This is a genomic window from Pedobacter gandavensis (assembly GCF_014172405.1).
In the GTDB taxonomy this organism is placed as follows: Bacteria; Bacteroidota; Bacteroidia; order Sphingobacteriales; family Sphingobacteriaceae; genus Pedobacter; species Pedobacter gandavensis.
The window spans coordinates 88,206-106,858 of sequence record NZ_WNXC01000004.1 but is presented as its reverse complement, the minus strand read 5'-3'; the positions used below and the strand labels follow the sequence as shown (position 1 = coordinate 106,858).

The 18,653-nt window shown below is 41.7% G+C and carries 13 protein-coding genes; 7 read left to right on the top strand and 6 right to left on the bottom strand.

The features are described 5' to 3' along the window. Window positions 1-5: 5 nt before the first annotated feature. The 3 genes from GM920_RS12745 (at window position 6) to GM920_RS12735 (ending at window position 6,712) form a co-directional block, all read left to right on the top strand. Window positions 6-1,001 (top strand): PorP/SprF family type IX secretion system membrane protein, encoded by a 996-nt coding sequence (locus tag GM920_RS12745; RefSeq protein WP_182957804.1) that lies wholly within the window; start codon window positions 6-8, stop codon window positions 999-1,001. A gap of 11 nt (window positions 1,002-1,012) precedes the next feature. Further along, window positions 1,013-3,013 carry an OmpA family protein gene (locus GM920_RS12740; protein ID WP_182957801.1) on the top strand — a complete coding sequence of 667 codons (2,001 nt, stop codon included), beginning with the start codon at window positions 1,013-1,015 and terminating at the stop codon, window positions 3,011-3,013. A gap of 168 nt (window positions 3,014-3,181) precedes the next feature. Further along, a complete protein-coding gene (locus GM920_RS12735; RefSeq protein WP_182957799.1) occupies window positions 3,182-6,712 on the top strand; it encodes a T9SS type B sorting domain-containing protein in 3,531 nt (1,176 codons plus the stop codon). On the opposite strand, the gene GM920_RS12730 is transcribed toward GM920_RS12735, so the two are convergent. Continuing rightward, on the bottom strand, window positions 6,709-7,719 hold the full coding sequence (locus GM920_RS12730) for a PorP/SprF family type IX secretion system membrane protein (protein WP_182957796.1): 1,011 nt from the start codon (window positions 7,717-7,719) through the stop codon (window positions 6,709-6,711). The genes GM920_RS12735 and GM920_RS12730 overlap by 4 nt on opposite strands. 87 nt (window positions 7,720-7,806) lie before the next feature. On the opposite strand from GM920_RS12730, the gene GM920_RS12725 reads away from it, so the two are divergent. From GM920_RS12725 to GM920_RS12715, 3 genes are all read left to right on the top strand, one after another. Further along, entirely contained in the window at window positions 7,807-7,998 is a 192-nt protein-coding gene (locus GM920_RS12725; protein ID WP_182957792.1) for a hypothetical protein, read from the top strand. 387 nt (window positions 7,999-8,385) lie between these two features. Beyond that, complete coding sequence (locus GM920_RS12720) at window positions 8,386-8,898, top strand: GAF domain-containing protein (RefSeq protein WP_182957790.1); 513 nt, start codon at window positions 8,386-8,388, stop codon at window positions 8,896-8,898. After that, the gene (locus GM920_RS12715) at window positions 8,895-9,338 is read left to right on the top strand and encodes a GNAT family N-acetyltransferase (protein WP_235964518.1); all 444 of its coding nucleotides are present in this window, start codon (window positions 8,895-8,897) and stop codon (window positions 9,336-9,338) included. The genes GM920_RS12720 and GM920_RS12715 overlap by 4 nt, the downstream gene beginning before the upstream one ends. Here GM920_RS12715 and GM920_RS12710 read toward each other — a convergent pair. The 4 genes from GM920_RS12710 to GM920_RS12695 are packed head-to-tail and all read right to left on the bottom strand — an operon-like array spanning window position 9,328 to window position 15,749. After that, window positions 9,328-10,182, bottom strand: coding sequence for an N-acetylglucosamine kinase (locus tag GM920_RS12710; RefSeq protein WP_182957788.1), 855 nt, complete (start codon window positions 10,180-10,182; stop codon window positions 9,328-9,330). The genes GM920_RS12715 and GM920_RS12710 overlap by 11 nt on opposite strands. A gap of 18 nt (window positions 10,183-10,200) precedes the next feature. Further along, a complete protein-coding gene (locus GM920_RS12705; RefSeq protein ID WP_182957786.1) occupies window positions 10,201-11,541 on the bottom strand; it encodes a TolC family protein in 1,341 nt (446 codons plus the stop codon). Next, window positions 11,538-14,663: an efflux RND transporter permease subunit gene (locus GM920_RS12700; RefSeq protein ID WP_182957784.1), complete on the bottom strand. Its 3,126-nt coding sequence runs from the start codon at window positions 14,661-14,663 to the stop codon at window positions 11,538-11,540. The genes GM920_RS12705 and GM920_RS12700 overlap by 4 nt, the downstream gene beginning before the upstream one ends. Window positions 14,664-14,672: 9 nt before the next feature. Further along, a complete protein-coding gene (locus tag GM920_RS12695) occupies window positions 14,673-15,749 on the bottom strand; it encodes an efflux RND transporter periplasmic adaptor subunit (RefSeq protein WP_182957783.1) in 1,077 nt (358 codons plus the stop codon). Between the two features lie 259 nt (window positions 15,750-16,008). Between GM920_RS12695 and GM920_RS12690 the strand changes: the two genes are divergently transcribed. Next, complete coding sequence (locus tag GM920_RS12690) at window positions 16,009-17,796, top strand: M61 family metallopeptidase (protein WP_235964517.1); 1,788 nt, start codon at window positions 16,009-16,011, stop codon at window positions 17,794-17,796. 130 nt (window positions 17,797-17,926) lie between these two features. Here the strand turns inward: GM920_RS12690 and GM920_RS12685 are convergent, their stop codons facing one another. Continuing rightward, complete coding sequence (locus GM920_RS12685; RefSeq protein WP_202986105.1) at window positions 17,927-18,406, bottom strand: hypothetical protein; 480 nt, start codon at window positions 18,404-18,406, stop codon at window positions 17,927-17,929. Window positions 18,407-18,653 lie beyond the last annotated feature (247 nt).

The following is an 18,653-nucleotide window of genomic DNA, read 5'->3' as shown; positions in this document are numbered from 1 at the left end:
TTGTTATGAAGAACCTAATTCGAATAATTATACTAAGCGCGTTTTTAAATCTGGGAGCAGAAAGGGTTATCGCACAGATAGATCCGCATTTTTCACAGTATTATGCCCATCCGTTATGGCTAAATCCAGCCCTAACGGGGGTTATTGATGGAGATTATAGAGTGTCTATCAACGCAAAGCAACAATGGGGGTCCGTTTCTAATTCGTTTTTAACCGGGGGCGCGTCATTCGATATGGCCCCCGTTAAAAATCTTGCCTTTGGTGGGATGATCTTAAATCAGCGGGCCGGAGATATTGGATACAATCACTTGTCCGTTCTGGCCTCCGCTGCTTACCGCATTCACTTCGGACAAACCGGAATGAACATGGTCAACTTTGGAGTTCAGGCGGGCTTCCTCAATAAAAGTTTTGATGCCTCCAAAATTACTTTAGGAAGTCAGTTTAATCCGATAACCGGTTATGACCCTAATTTTGGGATCAATGAAAATTATTCCGCAACCAATTCTTTCGTTCCGGATGTGAATGTAGGGATCATGTATTTTGATGGAAACCCAGATCAGGCAGTGAACATATTTGGCGGTGCCATGGCCGCCCACCTCACCAGACCTGTCGACAAGTTTTTGGGTGCAGATGTTAAAATGCCAATTCGCTATGCCGTTCATGGTGGAGCGAGAGTAATGGTAACCGATATGTTAGACATTACGCCCAATGCCCTATACATGAAGCAAGGGACCGCCCGCGAAACCTCTTTTGGTGCTTATGCCAAAGTGACGTTGAACAATGAAACCGACCTGATGTTTGGATCAAACTATCGGGTTGATGATGCCGCCATTGCCTTCTTTGGTATCAATATTAAAAATATGGTGGTTGGATTAAGTTATGACTTCAATACCTCAAGTCTCAATAAGGCTACCCAAGGACAGGGAGGTCTGGAATTGTCTATCTCCTTTACCAGAAGAAAAGGGATTTTTGGCCCTAACTTCTTTTGTCCAAGATTATAACCCTACGTATCATGAAACATAGATTAATACTCGTATTTATGCTGCTCAGCAGTATTGCTTCTGCCCAGTTTGTCACCAATAGTAAAAGGGTTGCAGATATATATTATCAAAATAAAGAATACTATGCTGCTGCGGAATATTATAAAAAAGCCCTGCAGATTTCAGCAGATTCTGCCGGATTTGTAGTGCCTTATGGTTTTGAAAGTAAACTCAAAAAAGATAACCCAAAGAAAGAAGACTATGAACATAGTGTCTACCAGTTGGCAGAGTCTTTAAGGCAATATAAAAATTACAGAGATGCCGAAAAATGGTATGCCGTTGCCCTTAATTTTAATAACCCTAAGTACAGCCTGTCCGATTACTGGTATGGCGTTACTTTAAGAGCCAATCAGAATTATGAGGAGGCAATTACTGCTTTCAAAACTTTTCTAAATAAGAATAAAGGGGAAGGAGAATACCTGGAAAAAGCGAAAACAGGGATTGCTTCCTGCGCGTTTGCCCTGTACGAAGTGAGCCACCCAAGGCTATTTAAACTAAACAGATTAAATAATGACATCAATCAGGCAGGTTCCAATTATACGCCTTTATGGAGCGGCAGTACTCTATATTTTACCTCCTCCAGACCAACAGGAAGTAATGGGAAAAGTGTAGTCTTATCTGATGATAAAAATGCACGTGTCGCCAGAAAACAAAGCCCTTACATCAATGCCATCTATGAAGCTACAGGAAATCTGAGGAAAGAAAAGATTACACTGAGCAAAGTGGCAACCAATGTAAAAGGTAAAGAACTCGCAGCACCAGCATTCCTTCCAAATGGAAGGGTGATGTTTGTGACCATGTGGGACGCTAAAAATACGAGAAAGCTTTATCAGCTGAAGCGTAGCACCAGTGATAAAGATTGGTCGGAACCAGAAGAACTCAGCGCAAATATCAATGTCAATGGTTTCAATGCGATGCAGCCTTTCGTCAGTAGGAATGGAAAATACCTGGTCTTTTCTTCTGATCGTCCAGGTGGATTCGGTAAATATGATTTATGGTATTGCGCCATCCGCGCTGATGGGTCTTTTGGTCAGGCCGTTAATATGGGAAACACCATCAATACTGCCGGTGATGAGGAAGCTCCTTATTACAACAGTAGAACTAAAAAATTACTGTTCAGCAGTAATGGGAAAGTAGGCCTTGGTGGCTTCGACTTCTATGAGAGCGAAGGGGATTTTGACAGCTGGTCTGATCCGCGCAATCTCGGCTATCCACTCAACTCTTCTAAAGATGATCTTTATTTTACACCAATTGATGAAGATGATGTGGAAGGATATATCAGCTCCGACAGGGAGTCTTTATGTTGCCTGGAGGTCTTTTACCTCAAACGCGAATTCCTGAATCTAAGGGGTCAGATCTTCGATTGTAAAACCGGTAAACCATTGGAAAATGTGCTGGTTACCGTATCGGATTCTTTACAAGACTTCATGTTTACCACCAGTACAGATGGAAAATATAATTTTAAACTGAACACCAATCGAAAGCTAAAAATTACCGCTCAAAAAACAGACTATTTTATCAAAACACTCTCGTATTCTTATGATCAGCTCGCGCAAAAAGACACCTTGATTACAGAGGAAATCTGCTTGCTGCGCATTCCTCCACCGGATACGGCGATTGTGCTAAAGGATGTCCTTTATGAATTTGATAAGTATGATCTGACAGAAGATTCCAAAGGAAAATTAGATTTCCTATATACCATCATGGTAGATAATCCAAAGATTGAAATTGAATTGAGTGCCCATACCGATAGCAAAGGTACACCAGAGTATAACCTCGATCTGAGTGATAAAAGGGCGAAAGCTTGTGTGGATTACCTGATCGGTAAAGGAATTGATGCAAGCCGTATGACCAGTAAAGGGTATGGAATGAGCATGCCGGTAGCTCCAAATCATTTGCCAAATGGAAAAGATAACCCAGTTGGAAGAGCCTTAAATAGACGAACAGAATTTAAGGTGACTAAAAGAGAATAAATATCCAGGTTAATATCATAAATTCCCAGGTAAACCCCGGTTTCTGAATCCAATATGATTGGCTTCAAGAGCCGGGGTTTTACTTTTCAGTTCATAATCAGTACTTTGTTGAAAAAACTTTTACCAATGCATTGTCTAAAAATGTAAATTGGTCCTTATTTTTCAACTATGCTCTACTCAAAATATACCATCCTGGTATTTCTGCTCTTTTACTTTGGGATTTCTTATGGACAAACAGTTCAAGTGACAAATGTTCAGGATGCAGGTCCGGGTTCATTAAGGGCCGCTTTGGAAGGAATTCCAAGCTTGAGAACCCTTCCGTATATTATACAGTTCAGTATTCCCGGGCCAGCAACAAATGATGGTTCCCGTACCATCCGTTTACGTACCGCTTTGCCAGTCATCCCTTCTAATGTAACCATCGATGCCAGTACACAGCCCTGGACTGCATTGGGGATATCAGGCGCCAAAGTAATCCTGGAACCAGAAGTGCCAGGGACCACTTTTTCCGGCCTGAGGATCGGAGAGGGTAATGTGTATTTAACACCAGTTTCTAATGTGGAAATCTATGGTTTGTACCTTAAAGATTTTGCAAAGATCACCGATTTAAGGAATGTAAACCAAAATCAGGGTTCAGGAATCGTGGTCAACTACCGAAGTAGTGACCTCAAAATCGGGGCACCAGGTAAAGGGAATGTCATCAGTGGGAACTTAAACGGAATCTGGATTCAAACCCCCTATTATAATTCAGCAGCCACGGTTATTAGTCCAATCAGCATTCAATCCAATTTAATCGGCGTCAATTATGATGGAGTCACTGCAAAATCAAATGTCGCCGGGATTAAAGCAAGCCTCGATGAGACCTCGATAAATATTGGTGGAGATAATGCCAATGAAGGAAATGTGATCTCCGCAAACCAATATAACCTGGTCATTGATCGGATAAATCAATACAATAATCTCCGTTATGAAATCAATATTATAAACAACAAAATTGGAACTGACTACAGCGGAACTATCGATTATCAACGATTGGCATTGTTCCTTTCTTCTGCCGCTTTGGAGATTTCAGGAGTAAAAATCAATGCCATGAGCGCAAACCTCACCATGCGGAACAATGTAGTTTCCGGCAATAGAACGGTAGGTATTTCGATTAAAAGTTCCGACTTTGTCCTGACGGGGAATAGAATAGGTACCGGCATCACCGGAACAGAAAATTTAAAGAATGGTATCGGGATAAAGATTGAAACCGATGCAAAAGGAACCATTGGTGGCGGTGATACTGGTGACGGAAATGTCATTGCCTTCAATGATTTTGGTTTTGAATCCGTATCCAGTAAGTCGGTGAAAATTACCCGGAATAGTTTCTACTGTAATGTCAATACCGGAATCGGGCTGAGCAATTTTATCCCGCAACCTTACATTCAACTCCTGGTAAAACGACCAGGTTTTGTCTCCGGGAAAGCAACACCCAGTTCCGAGGTGGAATTGTTTTATACAGACAACTGCCCCAATTGCGAAGGCAAGGAATATTTTGCCACTATACTAACGGGAAGCGATGGCCGATGGCAATACAATGTGCCACAAAATAGAAATGTGACTGCAACCGCCAGTTTGCAAAATATGACCACTTCCCCATTTGCAAACGGGGATCTGTTACCAAATGAGGCGATCGTGGAAGATGTGACCTGTTTAGGCAATGGCTCCATAAAAGTATTGGAACCGAGGGTAGGCATTATCTTTAAATGGAATAAGGTGTTGTCGGATGGTACACGTGTGCCACTAGGCAATGCGCAAGAAATTCTGAACCTGGAAGAAGGACAATATGAGCTCATCATCAATGATGGTTGTAAAATAATTGAACATGCACCCTTATTTGAGATTAAAGATCAGCGTCTCGGGGAAGCAGTGATTATTGCACCTACACCTGCCTGTGGCCAAAATACTTTTACCTTGACTGCCCATGCAGAGCGGGGGAAGGGAGCTGTCGCTTACGAATGGTTTGATCAGGTAACCGGAGCATCAAAAGGCTTTGGTCGACAGATTACGCTGCCGCAAGGAAGTTATTATGTAATCGCAAGAGATGAGGCAGGATGTGAAAAAACTTCTGCCGTGGTGACGATCAATAGAAAACCAATGCCGGTTGTCATGACCAATGCACTGCAAATTACGCAGGCCAGCTGCGGTCAGGCCAATGGTGCAATCACTGGTTTAACCATAGACGATGTGACCGGGACAGTCAGCTATGTCTGGGATAAGTTAAATGAAAATACGAATGCAGTGCTCATCGCAGGCATTGCGACCACACTGGATTTAACAGGTCAGGAGGGAGGAAGATACCGCTTAACTGTAACGGATAACGGGAGCTGTTCCCCGGTAATCAGAGAATTTAATATTACCATTAGAAATACCATCAGCATCACCGCTGGGCAGATAAGAAATACCACCTGTAACCTGGATAATGGAAGAATTAGCAATGTGGTCATTTACAATGCGGATCAATACGAATGGTTTGACCCTGCAGGGATCAGCCTTGGTAAAAAGTTAGGTTATGTGTCAGGTACAACGCTACCTCTGATGCTGGACCTGAAAGTTGGAACTTACCGTTTACTGGCAAGCCTCAGCAATGCAACCTGTACACAATCAAGCACCTTTACAGTAGCTGCAACCCCGCTACCAGATTATCAGTTTACGCCAAGCATAAGCCCAACTACCTGTGAACTGATTAATGGAAGAATTGTATTGAATTATGCAGCTGGTTCGCCAATTCCTGTTGCTCACCAATGGAAGGACATTAACAATGTGGACCGGACAGGAACGGTCAGGGAATTGAAGGACCTGGAGGCCGGAACTTATACTTTATTTACTTATGATGGGAATGGTTGCGAAGTTAAGTTAGGGCCATTTGTAGTTGGATATACACCTTTACTGGTCATTGAGCCTGCGAGTGGCGTCGTCACTGATGATGGCTGTAGCCTGCTGCGGGGTTCTGTTAAAGAAGTTCGTGTGAATGGAGGAATTGCACCTTATACTTTTACCTGGACCAATGAGGCCGGTGCAAGGGTGCAGTCTACCCAAGACCTGATCGGGGTGCCGGGAGGTAAATATACACTGACTGTAAAAGATCAGACCGCCTGCGGATTGGCGATAAGTCAGGTTTATACCGTCGGCAATCCATCCTTTGTCATTCCAACGCCTGTGATGCATGACCTGAGGGTGTGTTATGCCACGGAAATTATGTTGCCGGTGATTACTCCAGAAGAAGGTACTTATCAGTTGTTTCAAAACGAAGCAGATGTCACACCAATTATGGAATCTACCAATGGACGTTTTGTTTTTAAAGCTTCTAAAACCGCAGATTATTTTCTGAGACGCAAGCTTGGAAGTTGTACCAGTGAGTTTAAAAAGGTCAAGGTGGAAGTAACCAATGATAACCTTGATATCAAAAATACGATGACCCCAAATGGCGATGGGATGAATGATTATTGGTTGATTGCCGGACTGCCGGAAAAGGTGAATGTTGACATTAAATTGTATAGTAGAAGTGGGCAATTGGTCTATGAGTCTTTGGGGCAATACGACAAACCTTTTGACGGCCGTTTTAGAGGGAAGGACCTTCCTGCCGGAGTTTATTATTATGTTATAGACCTTAGAGCAGATTGCAAACCTTTAGGAGGGAGTTTAACGTTATTGCGCTAAAATTGTCTGGTGGCGCATTTTGCCTGATACCTGTTGTTGAGCAAGATGCCCAGTACAATTTCATGGGTGCCATTATTTACCGATCTTAAAGCGGAACTGGTCACATCATAAGAATAACTGACATTCACAAAGGATCCTAGATTTAAGCCTGCAAGCGCAGAAAAGGAGTCGTTGTTCCGGTAACTTCCGCCGAGCCAAAACTTATCCTGGTAAGCAATTTTTAAGCTGGCATCCAGTGTAGGGGGAGCAGAGATCCAGTAGCTGAGCAAAGCGGAAGGAATCATCGCTACATCTTCGTCTACAAAGAATTTATATCCTGCAGTACCATAGAAAACAGTAGTCTGGTAGGCCGATAAGCTTTTGCTTTTTACAGCTGTCGGCACGCGGTAGCCCAAGAGTTGTTTGGCCGAGCCACCAAGAAAGAACCGCGGACTGTATAACCATACTCCAAAACCGACGTCAGGTCTGATCCGGTTGTTGTAATCAGCAGTCAGTAAAGGATCAGAACTGTTGTCTACATTTACACTTTTTACGTCAATGCTGGTAGAGCCCATGCCACCCGAAATACCTACAGAAAGATTGAGGTCATAGCTGAGCCCTAAGTGATAGGCATAAGTCGCATTGACATTTGTTTGCCTCACGCGTCCCGCCTTATCTGTCATCGCATAAAAACCAATCCCATGGTGAGGTTCGGCAGCCGTATAAGAATTCACATAACTACGACTAAGTGGGTTATCTCCATTTCCAGAAAAGGAATTGACGGAACTTCTGACAAAATCGTCCCCTATTGGCGCATGAATAGAAACATACTGGGTAACTGGTGCGCCCTCCAGTCCCCTCCACTGGCTTCTATATCCAAGTTTTAGATCAGTATAGTTGTCGATCCCCGTAATTGCAGGATTGAACAAATAGTTGTTGAAAATGTATTGCGTAGAACGCGGGTTTTCCTGTGCCAGTCCATATAGACTTAACAACAGGAAAATTAAGAGGCTAATTTTTGATTTCATTGTAACTAATTACTAAATCACCTCCAATAATAAGATAAATTTTACTGATAATGAACATGATACTGATTTCTATCCTTAGATTTGTATATGAATTACCCAGAAAGTCACATACAAATGGTTGCCGATACCTTACTTCCCGGCTTTTTACCCAAAGATCCTGAGGAAACCTTATTGGTTTTTCACTTCACTTTACCCCCAAATGAGAGCTATAAAGTAGAATACCTGAAATCTGCTAAAAATGTATGGGAATTTAGTAAATCGGAAAAAGTGATCCGTTAAAAAGTTACATTTATCTTTTATTAAGAAACCACAGGAATTTGATTACTTTTGGTTGATATTCAGTCTGATAGGCTGGATTGGTGTGTGGGCACCTCTATTTAATATGGGATATTAAAGTATTTATAAATTCAATAGCCAAAATAAACAGGCTATAAAATCATCAAATTGTGTAATAATTACCCAGATTGTATCAGGGGATTTGTTGCCCAATTTTTATTGCCTATTATACGAGTAATGGGCAGTCCAATAGCACTCCGCATGAATTATCGTGCAAAGCGCCGTAGGGGTTGATTTATTTCTAATACGCTTTTCTTCCTTTTTACCATAGAGATAGATCATACCTTGGGTATGGTAATTGTTAAAAGGTAATAATTAGATCTTATAAAATTGGAAAACAACACGGGGGGTGTCTTGATTTCATCAAATGAAGAGGCAAGATTAGAAAATTTAAAGAAGTACAAAATCCTATATACGAAGACAGAGCCGTATTTTGATCAGTTGGCAGCAATCACTGCAACGATGATGAATACGCCTATTGCGATGATTAATTTTGTCGATAGGGACATCGTTTGGACAAAAGCTGACCAGCATGGCCAGGCGGGAAAAGAGATGGATCGGGAACTCAGCTTATGCTCTCTCGCCATCTTAAATGAAAGTGTGACGGTCTTTGAGGACTTAATCCAGGATCCAACCATGATGTCTAATCCATTGTTTGTGGGGGAGTCCGGATTGCGTTTTTATGCTGCGGCAGCCATTACCACAAATGAAGGTTTTAGAGTAGGTTCTGTCTGTATCGTGGATAAAAATCCAAGGGTATTTGGAGAAGAAGAGCGTAAGAAACTGGAAAGAATGGCCTTGATGGTCAGATTGGAAATGAACCGTAGAATAGGAATCTCTTGAAAATCGTAAGAACAAAGGAAGCGATTCCTATGGAATTGTTCCTGCTCGCAGATCCTGAAGTAGACAATATCCTGGGTTACCTACACAATGCTTTGGTATATGTGGCGAAGGTAAAAGAGGAAGTGGTAGGGGGCTATATCCTACAAGCTACCGGACATGATCTTTATGAACTTAAAAATATAGCCGTTGCTACTGCTGTTCAGAATAAGGGTTTGGGCACCAGGTTGTTGAACCATGTGATTGAGGTGGTGAAAGAGCTGGACGGCAAATATCTTGAAGTGGGAACCGGAACTTTTGGCTACCAATTGAGTTTTTATCAGCGGGCAGGCTTTAGGGTAGATCGGGTGGATAAAGACTTTTTTCTGTTAAATTATAATGAAGCCATTTTTGAAAATGGCATTCAGCATAAAGATATGTTGCGGTTATTACTTAAACTGTAATACCTTCTTTTCTCAAAATATAGTTGAATATACCAGTAATTGGCTTCTGGTAGATCTTGCCTACACGTACCTGATTTTTTAAGCAGATTTCCCGAAGAATGTCCTGGTAATAAAAAGCAATAGAACCTACAAAGTGGCAATCCAAGGTCTTATAATTGCTGTAATCTTTGATGTTACTGTCTACAAACTCCTGAAAACCATCTCTTAAAATTTGTATGATGTAGGGGTGATCCATATGATCTGCCATAAAACGACTGATCGAGGCGAGGTAGGTATTTGGTGAGGGCTTTTGATATAAATTAGTCACCACTGTTTCTTTATCAATCGGATAAGCCTTAGCGAAAGCTGCACGAAGTTCTGCAGGCATCGTTTCATAAAGGTAACCGGTGATCATCTTACGGCCAAAATAGGTTCCTGAACCTTCATCACCCAAAGCATAACCAAGTCCGTGACGACCGCTATGAACATTCTTTCCATCATAATAAGAGATATTGGACCCGGTACCCAGAATACAGGTTAGGCCTTCTTTATCTCCGCAGGTGGCATACGCAGAGCCAATTAGATCATGCTCCACAGAAACATAAGCCTGTGTAAAAAAAGAAGATATCCCGTTAGAAATGACCTCTACTTTGTCTGGCGAGGAGCATCCTGCACCAAAAAAATAAATTTCTTTAACCTGATCGGCATAGGCGGCAATGTCTTTTTTCCTCGAGAAAAGCTTGAAAATGTCATGCGCATTCAAGAAATAAGGATTAATTCCTTGAGTGCTAAAACTAATGGTTTCTTCTGGGGTGTACCCCATCCAATCCGTTTTAGAGGAACCGCTGTCTGCTACTAATATCATTTGCTAAAAATAACAATCTTATTGAATATTTAACGTTCCGCTGATTTCTTTTAGGCTGATTTCTGTCAATTTTGTCTGATATTGTGCGTCCAGGTATCTGGTAATGGCCATAATCGAATTCCTTTGTGCTTCCCTGAGCTCCAATGGCGCAATGCTGCCCAATCGGTATTTTGCCAGCGTAATGTCCAGGTTTTGTCTGGCAATATCCAGGTTATGCTGCTCTACCTTGAGCAGCTCAAGGTTGGTTTGGTGATTCTGAAAAGCGGTTAGTAACTGGGCATTCAGGTCTAAACGTGTTTTTTCCAGATTGAGTTCCGTAGAATTGATTTCGATTTTCGCATTGCGCTCATTTTGGCGCTGTAAAAAACCATTGAATAGGTTCAGACTGGCGGTTACGCCATAAGTAAAGCCTCTGGCGCGGAACTTTTGGTTAAATCCCGTCGGACTGGTGCTATTGGAAAATTCATAACCACTATTTAGTCCGATGGTCGGATATCTTTGGCCTTTCACCTGCTTTAAGCTCAATTCTGCAATCTTTTTATTGATAAATGCGGATTGTAAAGTTGGACTCAACTGCTCGGTTAAGCCTAACAGTTCCGTATAATTCAGGTTTTTCTCTATTTTAATGGCTTCCTCTACCTCAAAAACCAGGTTCAGGTCTCTGGCCATCACTTGATTTAAACTGACCATGCTATTTCTCAAGAGGTTTTTCTGTTGCAGATAAGTGGAAGTATCCGTATTGTAATCTACAGATGCGGCGAGAACATCTAATTTGGAACCCCTTCCAATAGCCAGTTTATTTTGAGCAATGGTTAATCGCATTTTAGAAATGTCGAGGGCAGTATCTGTCGCCATCACCAGTTGCTGTTGTCTGGCAACGGCATAATACCCACTGATCACATCGCCAACTGTGGTTAGGATGGTTGCTTTCGCATTCACTTCTCCCAGTTTTTGCAGTTCTTTAAGTCGATCGTAATTGGCAAACATCTGAAAACCATCAAAAATGGTCCAGCCTAAGGAAGCGCCATAACTTTGGTTGGTACTCCTTACACCATTCGATTTTTTCTCTACACCGGTAGATGCAGTTTGGACGGTATTCTGCTTGCTGCCACCCTTGCTGTAATCGGCAGTCAGCTGTGGCAGCATTCCTGCATTTCCAGGGTTCACATTGTTCTTCGCAATGCGGATATCATTGTTTACGAGCTTGATGTCGTAGTTGTTCTTTAAAGCAGTGCTGATGGCTTCTTCCAGACTCAGTTTTTGCTGTGCAAATCCTGTCGTACTGCCAACTAGCAACAGGGCAATGGGGAACAATAGGTTCCTGATTTTTAGGTGCTGATAGTGTTTAAACTGGATCATGATTTCTTAGCGTGTTTTTCTGAGGCTTCCTCTGCCAAAGCGGCTTTCAATGAAAGTTCTAATTCTGTATTTGCTTTATGTTCTTTCGACCAGTAGGAATAAATGGCGGGGATCACAAATAAGGTCAGGATCAGGGCAAATAATGTTCCCCCAACGATGACAATACCCATGCCCATCCTACTTTTTGCTGCTGCACCTAAGGCCATTGCAATTGGCAATGCCCCAATGGCGATCGCCAGACTGGTCATTAAAATTGGTCTTAATCTGGAAACCGAAGCTTCACGAATCGCATCATGAACACTTTTTCCAGTTTCTTTCAGCTGATTGGCAAACTCCACAATCAGGATCCCGTTCTTCGTCACCAGACCGATCAGCATGATGGTTCCAATCTGACTAAAGATATTCCAGCTTTGCCCAAATAGCCAGAGTGATAAAAATGCACCGGCAACGGCCATAGGTACGGTAAGGATGATGATGACCGGATCAACAAAGCTTTCAAACTGTGCAGCCAGGATCAGGTAAACCAGCAATAAAGCCAGGCCGAAGGCAAACATGGTATTGGAAGAACTTTCCTTGAAATCTCTGGACTCACCTCCTAAATCTGTCGAGAAGGAATCGTCGAGGATCTTTTCGGCAATCTTGTCCATGGCAGCGATTCCATCTCCTATACTTTTGCCGGGTGCCAATCCTGCGGAAACGGTTGCTGAAATGAAACGGTTGTTTCTATACAATTGTGGCGGACTACTTTTCTCTCTCGCCGTCACCAGGTTGTCAATCTGGATCAGTTCCCCTTTGTTATTTCGAACATAAACGGAGCTGAGGTCTAAAGGATCTTTACGGTCGTCCATTTCAAATTGCCCAATCACCTGGTACTGCTTGCCATTCATAAAGAAATAAGAGAAACGTTGTCCACTTAATCCCAACTGTAAGGCTAAACCAATATCGGAAACCGATACACCCAGGTTTTTCGCCTTGTCACGGTCGATCGTTAAATCAATCTCCGGTTTATTAAATTTAAGGTCCACATCGGAAGTCGTAAAGGTTGGATCTTTTGCCACCTCATCCATAAACAATGGTACTTTCTCCCGTAGTTTTTCGAAGTTCTGTGCCTGAATAATGTAGTTGACCGGCAAACCTCCACGACGGCCCACGGAAATCGTTGGTTGCTGTGTAACCACAACTTTCCCTTCGGTATACCCTCTGGTAATTTTAGTCAGCTTTGCTGCCAGTTGATCCTGTGTCATTTCACGATCTCCCGGATCGGTTAAACCCATCCTGATGAATCCACTATTTGTAGATCCTGAGCCCCCAAATCCCGGAGCAGTAATCGTAATGTTTACCTTTTTTTCCGGAATAGAATCCTGGATCATTTGCGCAATTTTCATCATGAAACGATCCGTGTATTCAAAAGAAGAACCTTCCGGAGTAGTGATCCTCATATTGATGGCACTACGGTCATCATAAGGAGCGGTTTCTTTTGGTAGAATTTGCCAGAAGATCCCAATAACAGCCACACAGACCACAATAATCGGGATAGCCATCCATTTTTTATTCAGGAATTTATTCAGATTTTCTGCATAACTCTCATTTAACCTCACAAAATAAGGTTCTGTCAAGTTGTAGAATTTAGATTTCTCATGCCCTGTTTTTTTCATCAGGTAGGCATTCAACATCGGTGTTAAAGTCAGGGATACGAATGCGGATATGAGGACGGCGGCGCCGATCACAATTCCAAACTCCCGAAAGAGCCGCCCCACAAATCCTTCTAAAAAGATAACCGGCAAGAATACTGCGGCCAGCGTTACCGAGATCGAAATCACGGCAAAGAAAATCTCATTGGAACCTTTAATTGCGGCTTCAAAAGGAGAATAGCCCTCTTCCACCTTTTTGAAAATGTTTTCCGTCACTACAATCCCGTCATCCACCACCAATCCGGTGGCCAGTACAATCGCCAATAGCGACAATACATTGATGGAGAATCCGAAAATATACATGATAAAAAAGGTAAAGATCAAGGATACCGGAATGTCCAGTAAAGGACGGATGGCAATGGCCCAATCCCTAAAGAACAGGTAAATGATGAGAATCACGAGAATCAGGGAAAGGATAATCGTTTCCGCAACCTCTGTGACCGACATCTTGATGAATTTTGTATTGTCTAAAGAGATATTCAGCTTAATATCCGCTGGAATATCTTTCTTTAACTGCTCAAATCTTTTGTCGAATTCTTTGGAAATCTCCAGGTAATTGGCCCCCGGTTGAGGGATTAATCCTACGGCAACCATTGGTTTTCCGGATTCTCTTAAGATAGTTTCTTCATTTTCAGAACCTAAGGCGGCATAGCCGATATCTTTTAATCGGACCACATGATCACCGTCATTTTTCAGGATCAGATTGTTGAATTCGTCTTCATTGGTCAGTTTGCCCAGCGTTTTAACAATCAGTTCCGTATTGGCTCCGGTTATTTTTCCGGAAGGCAGTTCCACATTTTCATTGTTCAAGGCCGTCACAATATCTTGTGTAGTCAGGCCGTAAGCAGCCAGTTTATCCGGAGAGATCCGGATGCGCATGGCATATTTTCGTTGTCCTTGAATTTGAACGCTACTCACGCCGGTAATGGTCTGCAGACGGTCGGCAATTACGTTTTCTGCATAATCACTGAGCTCCATTACATTCCTTTTGTCACTCTGAATGGTCATCGTAATGATGGCATCAGAGTTGGCATCAGCTTTACTGACCACCGGATTCCCATCAATGTCTTTTGGTAAACTTCTTGCCGCCTGGGAAACTTTATCCCTCACGTCATTTGCCGCATCATCAATGTCTTTATTCAGGTTAAATTCTATCGTAATGTTACTGCTTCCCTGATTACTCGAAGAGGAAATGTTCCTGATCCCATCGATCCCATTGATGGATTTCTCCAGAGGTTCTGTAATCTGTGATTCAATGATGTCTGAATTGGCTCCAGGATAGGAAGTCCGCACAGAAACCACAGTAGGGTCGATGTTCGGGTACTCCCGAACACCCAGAAAATTATAGCCGATCACTCCAAAAAGGAGGATCATCAGGTTCATCACGATGGCCAGAACGGGCCTTTTTATACTGGTGGTAGAAATACTCATAAATACAACTTAATTTTTAACCACAGTTACTTTCACAGGAGCATCCTGCTTTAACGACATTGCACCGGTGGTGAGTACGGTATCTCCTACACTTAATCCTGAAGTGATCACAATATGTTCCGCAGTACGGGTTCCTGCTTCTACAGGAATTTGCTGTGCTTTTCCATTTTTACTAATGAACACGGTTTTTCCTTTTAATACCGGAATAATGGCCTCATTTGGAATGAGTATCGCATCTTTTGTAGTATTCAGCGCAAGTTTTATCTTGGCAAAAGAACCTGGACGAAGCTCCTGACTTGCATTTGGAACCATTGCTTTGATCTGAAGTGTTCTGGTGGCAGTATTGATACCAGGCTCTATGGCAAATACGCGTCCTGTAAATGTTTTTGGGTAACCATCGGTCGTAAAGGAGATATCCGCACCCGATTTAATTTGTCCGATGTATTTCTCCGGAACAGAAAAACTGAGCTTTAAAGGGTTGATGCTCGATAAATTGGCAATCACCATAGTTGGAGTTAAATAAACACCCTCAGAAATGGAGCGAAGCCCGATTTTTCCAGAGAATGGTGCATATATAGCGGTTTTGGCCAATTGTGCCCTCACCAGGTTTGCTTGTGCTTTTAGCGATTGCAGGTTGGCTAGAGAAGTATCATACTCTTCCTGACTGATTGCTCCTTTGTCCAATAATTGTTTGGATCGGCTCTCAATTGTTGCACTCAATTTCTGCTTGGTCAAGGCATCCTGTAATTGTGCCTGTATGTCGCGGTCGTTGATTTTTACCAATAAACTGCCTTTCGTTACATTTGAGCCTTCCTGGAAATTAATTTTGGTGACGAGTCCGGACACCTCGCTCCGAAGATCTACTGTCTCATTGGCTTCCAGCGTTCCGGTAATGTCCAGGTTGCTGCTGAAATCACTGGTACTCACCACCACACCATTCACTTGTAATCCTTTGGCCGGGCCACCTTTGCCTTTTGACATTCCCGGGCCATCCCCAGCTATTTTCTTATTGGCAGAAATTCGATAATAAACTAAATAAGCGATGCCTAGAGCGATGAGGATATAGATAATGTACCTTAGTTTCATATTTGTGTGGTGAATGGGATGGTTTAATAAGCAAAAATATTTATTTAAACCGCCTCTAATAGCTTGTATTAAGTATGTTACAGCTTAATTTCCATTTTAAAGGCAACCAAAAAGGATAAATTATAAATTTGCGAAACAGTATGACCATGAAAATGACAGATGGTTTAGCGTAATTTCAGATATTAATAGTAAAACACCAGAGAAAACGCAATTTCTTTAATTGCATTAGGGGAATATTAAAAAAAGTAGGGACAATTCAATGAAAAAAACATTAACAGGATTAGTAATATTACTAGCATTAGGTATGACCGCAAAATCGCAAGTAAAAGTAGGCTTCGAAGTGAGCTTTATAGAACCACAAGCTCATTATGTAGAAATGGAAATGAACATTTCCGGATTAACTAAAGATTATGTGGATGTGAAAATGCCAGTATGGGCACCAGGTTCTTACCTGATTCGTGAGTTTGAGAAAAGCGTAGAAGATTTTACGGCTACGGCAAATGGCAAACCAGCAAAATTTGAGAAAGTAAGAAAGAATGCCTGGAGAGTATATGCTAACAAGGCAAAAAATGTTAAAATCAAATATAGAGTGTACGCATTTGAAGTTTCTGTACGTACTTCTTTCATTGACGACCGTCATGCTTTCCTATCTAGCACAGGTATTTTTATGTATCCTGATGGGATGCTAAACCTGCCAAGCACTGTGAAAGTGATTCCTTATAAAGGATGGACGCAGGTATCTACAGGTCTAGAGCCAGTTGCCGGACAAGCTTTCACTTATAAAGCTGCAGATTTTGATATTTTGTTTGATAGCCCGATAGAAGTTGGAAACCAGGATATCTTTGATTTCGAGGCTTCAGGTGTAAAACATACCGTAGCGATGTTTGGTGGTGGTAACTACGATAAAGAGCGCTTAAAAGTAGATATGGCGAAATTGGTAGAGCAGGGAACAGCCATTTATGGTGAAAACCCGAACAAGCATTATACTTTTATTGTACATAATTTTCAAAGAGGTGGCGGTGGTTTAGAGCATTTAAACTCTACCGTACTTGGTGCTTCGCGTAATGCTTACAATACGCCAGAAGGCTATTTAGGCTTCATGAATTTGGTTGCCCATGAATACTACCATTTATGGAATGTGAAAAGAATGCGCCCGATTGCTTTAGGTCCATTCGATTATGACAATGAAAACTATACCACTAACCTATGGGTTTCTGAGGGTTTCACTTCTTACTATGAGAACAAACTGGTATTGCGTGCCGGTTTTATTGATCAGCAAGGTTTTGCAAGTGCATTAGCAACTGCAGTAGCCAATGTAGCCAATACCCCAGGTGCTAAAGTACAATCGGCGGCAGAATCTAGTTATGATGCCTGGATCAAGGGATATAGACCAAATGAAAATTCTAACAACACCGGCGTTTCTTATTACAGCAAAGGTGAGGTGGTAGGTCTGCTCATGGATATCGAGATCTCCAATGCCACAAATGGTAAAAAGAGCTTGGATGATGTCATGAAAGCGATGTACCTGCAAGGCAAGAAACTGAACAGAGGATATACTGATGCGGAATTTAAGGCAATGGTAGAAAAAATCAGTGGTAAAAGTTTTACTGATTTCTGGGCTAAATATGTGACGGGTACGCATCCATTGGAGTATGATAAATACTTTGGTTATGCAGGTATCAAGATTAAAAATGAAAATGAAGGAAAACAAATTCCTTATATCGGCGTAGCTTCTAAGAAAACAGAAGGTAAAATCTACATCTCTGCGGTATCGAGAAATTCTTCCGCATGGGTAGATGGCCTGAATGTAAATGATGAGGTGGTGAGTGTAAACGGAATTCCGGTTGAAGCTGCTTTAGAGCGTATGCCTGTGATTTCAGGTAGCAAGGTTGGTGATGTCATCACGGTGAAAGTGAAAAGAGACGGAGAAGAGCGTGATTTCAAGGTAACACTAAAAGCAAATCCAAACATAAAACTGATTGCAGAGATCGATCCGAATGCTACAGCAGCACAAGTTGCCGTACGTAAAGGTTGGATGGGCGTTTAAACGTCAATAGATCAGGGTTATTTTAAAGTATAGCCAAAAAGAAAAGGGTTAATTGCATGATTCATGCCATTAACCCTTTTCTTTTTATTCGGTTTTTCTAAGCTGGAATTACCCAGTAGAACGAATTGCTTTAGAAAGTAAAACGTAAAGATAGTCCTACACCTGAAGCGTCAAAATCTGTCTCAGGAACCAATCCAATTGCTGGTTTCCAATCTAAGGAAAGGTTGATTGGCGCATCCGCAAATTTGTAATCCAGACCCAATACACCATCTAAACCTAAATAAAGATCGCTTTCGTTATGTGGTTTGTATTTTACAGATCCTACAGTACCACCAATACCATAATACCAGTTTAAACCAGAAGCATTGCTGATGGGATTATAAATTTCATATAAGCCCGTTACACGGAAATAGCTGTAGTTACCATTTGATCTAAAGTTGGCAATTAAGTCTATCATTTTGTTACCACCCAATGTTGTTTTAAAAGTAACTCCATTAGCTGCACCAAAACGTCCACCAATAGCATTCTTATAACTTTGCGCGTTTGAAGTAGATTGGAATGCAAATGTAGCAATCACGGATAAACAAATAATAGTAAGTAATTTCTTCATAATTGTGTTTTTAATTAATTTTTGTAACCAAGTAGCACCCCTTACAACTATTGTGCCGTTAAGTCATTTTAAAGTATTTTTCTTGTATTATTTATATCGAACATGAGATTGAATTCCTGTTTCATCTGGGTTTTTGCATGGAAATAACGCTTTATTTTAGGCAAATCTGCAACAGAATCTTATCCTGATTCTTCTTAAGAAAAGAAAACATACCATTATAATAATTGGTTTTAATAGCACATATAAT

Coding starts and splice junctions, on each gene's coding strand:
- GM920_RS12690 (WP_235964517.1), top strand. CDS start 16,009: ATGAAAAAAACATTAACAGGATTAGTAATATTACTAGCATTAGGTATG.
- GM920_RS12730 (WP_182957796.1), bottom strand. CDS start 7,719: ATGAAATCAAAAATTAGCCTCTTAATTTTCCTGTTGTTAAGTCTATAT.
- GM920_RS12745 (WP_182957804.1), top strand. CDS start 6: ATGAAGAACCTAATTCGAATAATTATACTAAGCGCGTTTTTAAATCTG.
- GM920_RS12695 (WP_182957783.1), bottom strand. CDS start 15,749: ATGAAACTAAGGTACATTATCTATATCCTCATCGCTCTAGGCATCGCT.
- GM920_RS12685 (WP_202986105.1), bottom strand. CDS start 18,406: ATGAAGAAATTACTTACTATTATTTGTTTATCCGTGATTGCTACATTT.
- GM920_RS12700 (WP_182957784.1), bottom strand. CDS start 14,663: ATGAGTATTTCTACCACCAGTATAAAAAGGCCCGTTCTGGCCATCGTG.
- GM920_RS12735 (WP_182957799.1), top strand. CDS start 3,182: ATGCTCTACTCAAAATATACCATCCTGGTATTTCTGCTCTTTTACTTT.
- GM920_RS12740 (WP_182957801.1), top strand. CDS start 1,013: ATGAAACATAGATTAATACTCGTATTTATGCTGCTCAGCAGTATTGCT.
- GM920_RS12705 (WP_182957786.1), bottom strand. CDS start 11,541: ATGATCCAGTTTAAACACTATCAGCACCTAAAAATCAGGAACCTATTG.
- GM920_RS12725 (WP_182957792.1), top strand. CDS start 7,807: ATGAATTACCCAGAAAGTCACATACAAATGGTTGCCGATACCTTACTT.
- GM920_RS12710 (WP_182957788.1), bottom strand. CDS start 10,182: ATGATATTAGTAGCAGACAGCGGTTCCTCTAAAACGGATTGGATGGGG.